This is a genomic window from Klebsiella sp. NPDC088457, assembly GCF_044900465.1.
Taxonomy (GTDB): Bacteria; Pseudomonadota; Gammaproteobacteria; order Enterobacterales; family Enterobacteriaceae; genus Klebsiella.
The window spans coordinates 1-10,492 of record NZ_JBJDNH010000077.1; the positions used below are offsets into that span (position 1 = coordinate 1).

General features: G+C 45.2%; 9 protein-coding genes and 3 pseudogenes. 9 read left to right on the forward strand and 3 right to left on the reverse strand.

Annotation, left to right across the window (positions count from 1 at the left end; all coding sequences use genetic code 11):
• On the reverse strand, positions 1-89 hold an 89-nt coding region (locus ACI2JR_RS26960), incomplete at its 3' end, for a type II toxin-antitoxin system CcdA family antitoxin (protein ID WP_462479953.1).
• 969 nt (positions 90-1,058) lie between these two features.
• Between ACI2JR_RS26960 and ACI2JR_RS26965 the strand changes: the two genes are divergently transcribed.
• The 5 genes and pseudogenes from ACI2JR_RS26965 to ACI2JR_RS26985 form a co-directional block, all read left to right on the forward strand.
• On the forward strand, positions 1,059-1,655 hold the full coding sequence (locus ACI2JR_RS26965) for a biotin/lipoyl-binding protein (protein WP_462479945.1): 597 nt from the start codon (positions 1,059-1,061) through the stop codon (positions 1,653-1,655).
• A gap of 671 nt (positions 1,656-2,326) precedes the next feature.
• On the forward strand, positions 2,327-3,724 hold the full coding sequence (locus ACI2JR_RS26970) for an asparagine synthase-related protein (RefSeq protein ID WP_462479946.1): 1,398 nt from the start codon (positions 2,327-2,329) through the stop codon (positions 3,722-3,724).
• Complete coding sequence (locus ACI2JR_RS26975; RefSeq protein WP_462479947.1) at positions 3,721-4,401, forward strand: lasso peptide biosynthesis B2 protein; 681 nt, start codon at positions 3,721-3,723, stop codon at positions 4,399-4,401. The genes ACI2JR_RS26970 and ACI2JR_RS26975 overlap by 4 nt, the downstream gene beginning before the upstream one ends.
• Positions 4,398-6,095, forward strand: a complete 1,698-nt coding sequence (locus tag ACI2JR_RS26980) for an ATP-binding cassette domain-containing protein (protein WP_462479948.1) — start codon at positions 4,398-4,400, stop codon at positions 6,093-6,095. Before ACI2JR_RS26975 ends, ACI2JR_RS26980 begins: the two co-directional genes overlap by 4 nt.
• A 72-nt stretch (positions 6,096-6,167) precedes the next feature.
• Positions 6,168-6,401, forward strand: a pseudogene (locus ACI2JR_RS26985) (DDE-type integrase/transposase/recombinase); the annotation flags it as partial.
• Positions 6,402-6,444: 43 nt separating this feature from the next.
• On the opposite strand, the pseudogene ACI2JR_RS26990 reads toward ACI2JR_RS26985, so the two are convergent.
• A pseudogene (locus ACI2JR_RS26990) lies at positions 6,445-6,750 on the reverse strand (integrase core domain-containing protein); the annotation flags it as partial.
• Positions 6,751-6,827: 77 nt separating this feature from the next.
• On the opposite strand from ACI2JR_RS26990, the pseudogene ACI2JR_RS26995 reads away from it, so the two are divergent.
• Together ACI2JR_RS26995 and ACI2JR_RS27000 are read left to right on the forward strand one after the other, a co-directional pair.
• Positions 6,828-7,351: pseudogene (locus ACI2JR_RS26995) on the forward strand (transposase); the annotation flags it as partial.
• Positions 7,352-7,407: 56 nt separating this feature from the next.
• A protein-coding gene (locus tag ACI2JR_RS27000; RefSeq protein WP_462479949.1) for an IS1 family transposase occupies positions 7,408-8,105 on the forward strand; the annotation gives its coding sequence in 2 pieces (ribosomal slippage) (positions 7,408-7,657 and positions 7,657-8,105; 699 coding nt in all).
• 87 nt (positions 8,106-8,192) lie between these two features.
• Here ACI2JR_RS27000 and ACI2JR_RS27005 read toward each other — a convergent pair.
• Positions 8,193-9,017 (reverse strand): glyoxalase superfamily protein, encoded by an 825-nt coding sequence (locus ACI2JR_RS27005; RefSeq protein ID WP_462479950.1) that lies wholly within the window; start codon positions 9,015-9,017, stop codon positions 8,193-8,195.
• Between the two features lie 291 nt (positions 9,018-9,308).
• On the opposite strand from ACI2JR_RS27005, the gene ACI2JR_RS27010 reads away from it, so the two are divergent.
• Both ACI2JR_RS27010 and ACI2JR_RS27015 read left to right on the forward strand, forming a co-directional pair.
• Positions 9,309-9,797, forward strand: a complete 489-nt coding sequence (locus tag ACI2JR_RS27010; RefSeq protein ID WP_462479951.1) for a cytoplasmic protein — start codon at positions 9,309-9,311, stop codon at positions 9,795-9,797.
• A 411-nt stretch (positions 9,798-10,208) separates the two neighbouring features.
• Positions 10,209-10,492: Rpn family recombination-promoting nuclease/putative transposase (locus ACI2JR_RS27015; protein WP_462479952.1), on the forward strand; the 284-nt coding region annotated here is incomplete at its 3' end.

The following is a 10,492-nucleotide window of genomic DNA, read 5'->3' on the forward strand; positions in this document are numbered from 1 at the left end:
ATGTTCACCAGGCCGGAGATATTAACGTCCGCGGATTTCAGTAACTGATAACTGTCGCTGTCTATGGTGACGGTGATGCGCTGCTTCATAATGCACTCCGGAATACATACTAATGATATGCATATCAGTATAGCTTAATGATGCAGCTGACACACGCCCGTATGAAACATACTGTTATGTCGCCATTTATTTCACACCGTGAAATTCACATGCAAAATAATCACCCGTGAGATAACAAGCAGCCATACAGCCACGCCATTAAATTACCGGAAGGCCGTTCCGGTGAGATCCGATTTATACGCTATAACTCAATTTCCGGAAGTGTACCATGCACACGGAATAAGCAAAGCGCCCTTTTCCGGTGGTGAGCGGGTGGTCACGGGGCAGGGGAGAAACACAATATATAGCGTCGTCATCAGCTGAGAACACCGCTACATCTTGTGTTGCCGGGCCGCTGCGCGCCGGAGGGGTTCAGGAAGATCCGGAACTTGGGGTTTTCGGATCTCACGATCCCGGGAGAGGTTTAATGTGTAATTAGCAATAAATACTAAATATATTTGCATTTAATGCATTAATGCACTAAGTGCTATGTTGTCAGTATATTATTGCTGAAATTAAAACAGTTGAGCGCCGGCAAAAAACAAGCGAAGCGCTGAAATAGCTCAGTCACGGTATACTTCCCACATAAAAATGACGCATGAATTATTCTCAGAATATTTCATGCGGAATGGCTGGTCCCGCGAAACACTCCGTGTTACGTCAAAACAGGATTGGTCACCGGAACTGATCAAGCAGAGATCATCAGAGCAGAAGGAGTACCTCAGTTCATTAGCGATGGGCCTGAAAAAGTAACCAGATAAAAAACAGAACAGCAAAACACCATACTCCCTTTAATATCCAGCGATGATATCGGAAAGCTTGTTTCTCTCTGGCATCAGCTTCATGAATCGCGGTTTCTGGATTTTTTTTCATACATCATCTCCGATCGTTTATTATAGTATATATTAACAATTATAAATGTTCATCACCAGTGATGGAACTCCAGAGGATAGCAAGGAATGTTCAGGCAGGAAGCGTTACAACACCGTAATTCTGTATGGAAAGCAAAAGCAATATTGCTGCCAGGTATCCCCTTATGGTGTATCGTTTTAAGCTGCTTCGTTTTTATAACTTTTTTTACCGTTTTCATCATTTCTGGCAGTTATACCAGGCGTATTAATGTGTCCGCAGAGATCACCACCTGGCCCCGTCCAATTGTAATATCAACCAGTCAGCAAGGGTATGTAGTCAGATCATATGTAAAGGAAGGGCAGCAAATTAAAAAAGGGGACCGTCTTTATGAACTGGATACAAGTAAAACAACCCGCTCCGGCGTTGTCAGTGATAACGAATTTAACGAAATAACCTCTCAGTTACATGGAATTGATGAGATCATCCGAAACCTGGAAAAGGGGAGAGACGAAACACTGCAGTCAATTAAAGATCAGAGAAATAAATATAAGGAAGCATACGATATCTCATCTTCGATTGTACGAACTGCAGAGCAGGGATTACAAAAAATGGAAAATAACATGAGAAATTATGAACAGTACCGGAAAAATGGATTAATTAACAACGATCAGTTAACAAACCAAATTAGGTGGTTACTCTGGTAAGCAATGTTAAGGAGCAATCCTGCATGTGAAACTGAGTAGTGAAAGGTCATCTGAAGCCGCAGACAGAGCCGTTCCGGTTCACAGGGATGTGACGTGGTCCAGGACTCGGAAAACTCCTGTATAGCCCCCTCTCAGAACGCCAGCTCCGCTTTGTCATTCAGGCCAAAATCATACTGGAACAGATCCGACTCTACCTTTTTTCGGATCTTTACGTTCGCGAAGACCAATCAAATGATAAGTCATCACACTTTGGGAATGCAAATCACTATCATTCGCATTGACAAAACAAAATAGCAGGTACTATCTTTGATTTGTCAGCACTTACAAATGCTAACAAACATCACATGTTCATTTACATTTCAGCTAAGGACTCATTTAAATATGGAATCTGAAAAAGTGAATACAGACCTTGCCGGACAAGATGAAGCGATAGTCATCGTTCATGCTTCTGCTGCGACTAATGGGACTGGCGGTGGCGCTATCATGGAATCGTCATACTGCGTATACCACCCAATTGGCTGGGATACTGGCGGATCTGGTACCTGTTCCTGGTAACACAGAAATAACAACATCACAGTAATACCAGCATATACAGTAGTATGCTGGTATTCATAATGATTTCCATAAGGACATACTGATCCTTCGTCCTTGCCAAAAGGGATATTTAATCAATGGCTGTCGGGAATGAAGTTCTGCACCCGGGATACTCCGGCAAAAATCCTTTTAACAGCAAAGAAATCAGATATCTGATTAATAAAAGTAATGGCTGGTTTGATGCATCACTGGAAGAGGTTATCTCACACCCGGTCAGGGTCGACTTTGAATCTCTGATATCCCAAATTATACTTGGCCGTTCTGCGGGAAAAACATCATTACTTCAGGATGTTGAATGCATTGTTCCCGGGTTTAGTTTCAAAATCAATCAGACAGCTGAAAATTCGTCAGTAACGGAATTTTTTGACTGGGCGGATTTTTTTATGCTTCATGGAGACGCTACTTCACCGGCCGAAATGCTTCTTCAGTCTGTTTCTGATGTCGTCTCCCGTTCTCATGAGTGTCACTTCATTGTACGACTGTCAGGTGGCCTTGATTCCACCGGTATATTTCTTGCCTTAATTGAATCTGTTGATATCAAGAAAATTATTGCTTTAACGTACAGTTATAATACGGGATCAAGTAATGAAGATGAGAAAGCGGCAAAAAAACTGTGTGAAAAATATGGGGTCCGGCTAATTATAGTCGAATACGAACCTCATCTTTTATTTCACAACCTGGAAAGTCCCGTTGCTCCGGTGTTGAATATGCGGGTGATAAATCACAAAATGTATGAGAAAGAAATAAATCTCATTCAAAAAAACTGTGATGGTGATTTTGTGATTTTTGACGGTCATGGTGGCGATCACGTGTTCTGTGAGAGGATACCGCCTTCGCTACCAAAAGAACTGTTTCTGCGTGCTCGTCCGCTTAAAGCTGTCACGACGCTCCTGAAAATGTCCAGGCTTTACGGGTGCAGTATAAAAGATATTTTGTACATGCAGACGGGAGAAACAGCCGCTGTATTGAAAGAAGCACAGCGTTTTTTCCATCCGGCGGCGCTCTCACATATTAAACCAGTGAAGAAAATAAGTCCTGATGACAGAAAATCTGTGCTTTCAGATGCCATTCTTGATAACAGTACCGCAATGACTCTTCAAACATCCGCCTACGATGCTTTCCCTTTTACAAACGCTGAAATGATTCATTATGGACTGAATCTAAAAGTTGAAGATTCATTCAACAGTATACATAAGAGGTTACAATACAGAAGCTCAATTCAGGAAAGATTTAATTTTATGTTTACCCGCAGAGATAAGGGGTATATTACCGGAGCGTACCAGGCAGCATTAAAAATAAATAAAAAGAGGGTTGCGGATTTACTGAGAAAAGGACAATTCGCCAGCCACAATATAATTAACATACCAAAAATTGAAAGTGCAATTGAAACCGCATCCAGAGGGGTCGGAGGACTCAGTTCAATTATCATCAGGATAATAGCGGCGGAAATTATATTTGAAGGGTATGCTAAATGAGATATTATTTTAAGCCTCATATCCATCACGTTCATATTAATAATGAAGTGACTATTCTGGATGAAATTTCAGACCGTTACATTCTTCTTTCTGAGGAACAGTCCCGGCTTCTGGAAAAACATATGAAAACCGGTGAAGAAAACTCACTGGGCAGGGAATTAAACAGGGCGGGAATTATCTGGCATCACCCCGGTATGTCATTATCTGACAGTTCAGTTTCACCTGAAGGGGTTGGTCTTTATTCCTGGGGTAGTAATATTATTGAACCGTCTTTGCTCACAATATCACTTTATTTACCGGAAGCCATTGCCAGAATAATTACAGTGAGAAAGCGCCTACACCGGTATGGTCTTCATGGATGTCTTCAGCATTGCCGCAACAAACTGAATTCAATCAGTAACCATGACTTTAATGATAATAAACAGGCAGATAAAGCAGAAACTTTGGGTCAGAGCATTAAGTATGCCGCTCCGTTTCTGCCGGGGAAGGTGAAATGCCTTGAGTTTTCACTTTCATTGTTTGATATGCTTATAGCCAGAGACATCAAATCTCAATTATTCATTGGGATTCAGAGGTATGATTTTCTTTCTCATGCATGGCTGGAAATCAATAATAAAGTGATTTCTGACGATGAAAATCTGAAAACAAAACTAACGCCAATAATTAGTGTGATATGATGAAAATAAATAATCTTTTCACTGAACTGAAAACGGGGACAGATGCATATTCATCTGCATATCAGTTAATATTAAAATCATACCCATCATTTGCCTTGTCTTTTACAGGTGTATCATTCCTGTTTATTCTGACATCTGTATTAAGTGCGCTGCTTCCTTTTTTACTCAAAAAAACCGCAGAGGCATATATCGTTTCAGATGGTTTTCTGTCAGCTTTTTTCCTTGTCACTATGACTTATGCTGTCTGCTGGACAGTTACCGAGGTTCTGAAAAATATTAAAGGTATATTCTCTGCAGGGGTCCTTGCCCGTTCTGATGCTGCGCTTGTCAGCAAGGCAATGGAAATGTTGCTGTCCGTAAGTTTCAAAAAGCAAAAAGATTTTGAACCAGCAATTTTGGCTGCAAACATAGACCGTGGTTCAAGATCCTTCAGCGCATTAACGGTATCGGTGTTCTGGACTCTTGTTCCTGTTTTTGTTGAAATTTCAGTAAGTATTTTTTTCCTTTATCAGTCTCTTGGGTTTATGTATTCGATGGTGTTTTGTTTATCCGTTATCGGAATGATTTTCCTGGCGTTCAGTATTGCATTACGCAGCCAGAATATTCACTCTGATATAATGAATGCCCATAACAGTGTTTATGCTTATATTGTAGGAAGGCTTTCAATGCCGTTAGATATTCGTGTCAACACGGCGCATGAAAGAGAAACAACCACCCGCACCAAAACGCTCGGGCATTATGTAGAAACCATCAGAAAAACAAATAAAAAAATGGGTTATTTGCTGTCTCTTCAGGCAGCAGTTGTGGGGGCGTTACTGGCCATATCGGTACTTGTATTGGTTTTCTTCAGGAATTCATCCCATATCGGAACAGGTGATTTCATCATGATTGTAGGTTATATCAGCATGCTGACTTTCCAGTTACGAACAATCGCGGGTGCCTGTATTGATATACAACGTCAGGTTGTCTTTTTAAAAAAAATACTGGAATATACCAGTGAACGACCTGAAGGTGTCAGCATCACCAATATCCCGTCTGAAAGTGAGACCGGATATATTTTTGAAGTCCGTAACCTGGGGGCATTAGTTGATCACCGAATCCTGTTTAATCGTATTAATTTTACAATACAAGAAGGCGAAATGTTTGCCCTCTCAGCCCCTTCTGGGTTCGGAAAATCGACAATGCTCGGATACCTTCTGGGGCTGGAGGCTCCATCTGAAGGAGAGGTCTACTTCCGGGGTTGCCGGATAGATACTGGGATAAGCGCAGCTGTTCTGGGACATATTTCAGTTGTTCCTCAAAAACCGGTTTTGGTACCAGGAACGGTCAGAGAAAATATTTTATATGGCACTGATAATATTCTTTCCAGAGGTGAGTGGGGCGAACTGCTCACATCGCTGGAATTAATACCGGACAATGATGATGAAACATTAACTATTTTTCTGGAGCGATATATAAGTCAGCAAGGGGGAGGGCTGAGCGGTGGTGAAATTCAAAGAATATGTATTGCCCGGGCCCTGGCAAGAAAAACAAAGATCATTGTTCTGGATGAGCCTACCGCTTCCATCAGCGAAGAGCTGGCGATTAAGATTATTACATATATCCGGAAACGTTGCCCTACCGTAATTATTACCACTCATAACCCCCGGCTCCTTTCCATGGCTGATCATTTTTATGAAGGCAAAGCTGTTTAAAGCTAGAGTCTAAATAATCTGTTAAACCGCCGGAAGGGCGGTTTAACAGATTTAGACAGCAACCTGAACCCTGGCGAAAAACTGCGTGTAACGTTCGCGCTGGACTGCTGCGATCGTGAAGCCCTGCACTGGGCGGCCGGTACCGGTGGATATGACAGCGAAACCGTGCAGGACGTCATGGTGGTGGGTGCGGTGGAACGACGCTTCGGCCGCAACCTGCCGGCATCCCCCGTTGAGTGGCTGACAGACAACGGTTCAGCTTACCGTTCTCATCAGACGCGTCAGTTCGCCAGAATGGTAGGACTGGTGAACCGCCCCGGTTTTCCGGGAGAGTTTTTAGTCCGGCAACTCAGGCTGCCATAACCTTATTTCCCGTGGAAGCGTAATATACCTGTTCTGCTTCCGCCGGCGGGATATGACCCAGCCGTTCAAGAAGCCGCCGATTATTATACCAGTCCACCCACGTCAGCGTGGCAGGCTCCACTTCGGCACGGTTTTTCCAGCTCTTACGATGTATCACCTCTGCTTTGTAAAGCCCGTTGATGCTCTCCGCCAGTGCGTTGTCATATGAGTCCCCCGAGCTGCCTGTTGATGCCAGCAGCCCTGCATCCTTAAGCCGCTGCGTGTACGCCAGCGACACATACTGCGAGCCCTGTAAGTATCCCGCATAATCGTGCCATTCACATGTAGAGATCCTCCGGCATAATCAATCTGCCAACGAAGGAGATCGCTATGCGTAAAGCCCGTTTTACTGAGCATCAGATCATCGCTGTGATTAAGTCGGTTGAAGCCGGACGCACTGTTAAAGATGTGTGCCGGGAGGCCGGTATCTCTGAGGCCACTTACTACAACTGGAAGTCCAGATACGGCGGCATGGAGGCTTCTGATATTAAAAAAATCAAGGATCTTGAGGACGAGAACCGCCGTCTCAAACAGATGTTTGCCGATCTCAGTCTTGAGAACCGGGCGCTGAAAGACGTTATCGAAAAAAAGCTTTAAAATCAGCCTTTAAGCGTGAGCTGGTCACTCATCTGATAACGACATTTGGACTCAGTATCCGTCAGGCCTGCCGGAGTCTGAACCTGAGCAGAACGGTTTACCATTACCGTCCGGATACCACGCGGGACGAACCCGTTATTGTCGCGTTGCAGGCAGTGGCCGAGCGATACCCACGATACGGTTTTCCAAAACTTTTCCAAGTGTTGCGGCGGCAGGGATACCCGTGGAATCACAAAAGGGTCCATCGTATTTACTGTCGGTAAAGCTCCCAACTTGCTGATTTAGTGTATGATGGTGTTTTTGAGATGCTCCTGTGGCTTCCGTCTCCGTCTGCTGTCCCTCCTGTTCCGCGACTGAAGGCGTGGTGCGTAATGGCAAAAGTACTGCCGGGCATCAACGTTATCTCTGCTCTCACTGCCGTAAAACATGGCAGCTTCAGTTCACTTATGCCGCTTCTCAGCCCGGTACACACCAGAAAATCATTGATATGGCCATGAACGGCGTCGGTTGCCGCGCCACCGCACGCATAATGGGCGTGGGCCTCAACACCATTTTGCGCCATTTAAAAAACTCACGCCGCAGTCAGTAACCTCCCGGATACAGCCGGGAAGTGACGTCATCGTCTGTGCGGAGATGGACGAACAGTGGGGTTACGTCGGCTCCAAATCGCGCCAGCGCTGGCTTTTTTACGCGTATGACAGGATACGCAGAACGGTGGTGGCACATGTCTTTGGTGAGCGGACCATGGCCACACTGGAACGACTTCTGAGCCTGTTGTCGGCCTTTGATGTTGTGGTATGGATGACGGACGGATGGCCGCTGTATGAGTCACGGCTGAAGGGAAAGCAGCACGTTATCAGCAAGCGTTACACACAGCGAATGGAACGGCACAACCTGAATCTGAGACAGCACCTTGCAAGACTGAGCAGGAAGTCGCTGTCGTTCTCAAAATCAGTGGAACTGCATGACAAAGTTATCGGGCACTATCTGACGATTAATCATTACCAATAAATTGGAGTCATTACCCGGTTCCTGGTATCAAAAAATAAACTGATTTTTTGTTATCCGGCCCAAACGAACCGGATAACAGGGATATTATCATTCAACCGATGAGAAGCTCAGATTGGTAGGCTCCATGAGTAAATTCCCTGGCCCGGCCGTAACCTGTTGACCAGGCAAAGCTTCATATAGCGCCAGTGATTTTGCCTGCATGTGACCATAACCACGAAACAGCAGGCCATAATGTATACTTATCGCGTTTTCGGGAATATCAAGAATGATATAGCGAGTGCTCCAGTCGTTTGTGCCATACAAAGCACCATCACTCGCACGGTTCAGCATGTTATCAAATCGTAAAGGTTGCCCAACGACCTGGTCAACTCGCATCCAGATAGATGCAACATCAGCATTGTCTGTTCTGATAGTGGCTTCAAGAACTAACTTCTGGCCACGATAAGGCGAAGCAGAAATACCTTGCATCATTGATGCAAAACTATCGGGCTCAAGGGCTAAACCATCTTCTCTATTGAAGCGACAACTTATTTGGACTGTTCCCGGTACGTCAGCATTTATGCCAATTCGGTATATGGAGTGATCCGTCTGTCTCGTGATCCTCCACCCTGTTGGCAGTGGAGGGTTATCAGTGATAGCTCCCTGCGCTGTAGCAGTTATTCTTGCCGAAAGCTGATTCCAGTCTTTATAGCCAAACTGATGGGCAATAAGCTCCAGACACTGACTATGAGAAAAAGCAATGCCTCTATTTGTAAGAGATTGTCGCAGGTTTTTTGCGAGTATTTTTGAATCCATAAAGCTATGCATAAATTGTCTCCATAATGGCGGAAACGAACTATCGTGCCAGTGCCCGCGTTGCTGGCAGTCCGCCAACATGGCAATTACATATTGATAAAACAGAGCATTCACCATTCCGTAGCCGGATGCGGGCGGCAGGCTGCACAGCCTATTGAGAAACATTATCAATAAAAATAAAAGAACGCAATGCCGATAAGTGGTGGAGCTATCAGCGTCGATAGCAACTATAACTGAAGAACCGGTCCAAATATTACTCTTAACGTAGGATATTTTCCGTTTTCCAAGCGGACCCCTATAGCATGTCCGGAGCCCTGGCGGGATGCACCAAAGGTAAGATGCACGCCACACTCCTTGCCGGGTACTGATGCTAATGTACGCATACGTTAGCATTATCCAGAGACAGACATGCCGCAGGATGAATCAGTCGTCGAACGGGCCAGGGAATACTTTTTCCGGCACCACCGGTATACAGAGGAAGACCTGGAATCCGACTATCAGGCAGAACTGCGTAACTACAGGGATGACACCTGGGAAGCACCACAACGGGCAGCCAGACTCAGTGCGGCCGTCAAGCGCTACAAAACGTATGAGATGCTGTACTTCTTCTTCCGGATCGCTGATGAGGCCGGGCTGGACTATACTCCGCTGGTTGTAAAGCGCCTGTGCGCTCATCTTTTCGACAGGCAGGGCAGCCAGAATATTATTGTTGATATCTTTGGCCAGAAGGGACGCATGCACCGCAGCCATGACAGTGATCCTGACATTATTGCTGCCGTTGCTGAACGCTACCGGCAGCAGGCAGACGACCACTGGCAGACCGTTCTGAAGAATATCGGGAGAGTGAAGCAGGACTACCGGAAAAATCAGAACAGGGAGAAAGGCGCTGGGGATTAAATGCATGATTAATGCTAATGTACGCATACATTAGCATTAACCGAATAAGTAAGTGAAAATAAATGGGGGCTGACGCTCAGTGGTAGGGGTTTGGGGAGCAACGGAACAGTAAACGCCGTTAAGCGGTCATTTTAAATAGCCAAAAATTAACCAGCCAATTTACATCGCAGATTGCCATTTTTAGCCACCTCTTTTACGATAGCCAAATTAACTATACTTATCTTGGCCGTTTGCAGAGCAACTTACGCAGTTGAACTCAAGAGATTGATTTACCTGTTATTGACCACTCAATTGAACCGCTTAACTGTCTTTTGGGTTCCACTGCTCCCCAAACCCCATCATCCGCCAGGCCATTATGTGCCGCTCCTGCCTGTGATAGCATATCCGGGTCATTTTTAAGAGCCAGGGCTGATGAAGAAGAAAAACAGCACATCCACTCCTCACGATGCCACGTTCAGGCAGTTTCTGACGCAACCGGATATTGCCCGGGATTTTATGAAGTTGCATTTACCCGCTGAGCTGCAGGCCATCTGTGACCTCAGCACGCTGAAGCTGGAATCAGGCTCGTTCGTTGAAGATGACCTCCGCCAGTATTTCAGCGACGTTCTCTACAGCCTGAAAACCACCGCCGGGGATGGCTACGTTCACGTGCTCATTGAGCATCAGTCCTCACCCGACAAACATATGGCTTTTCG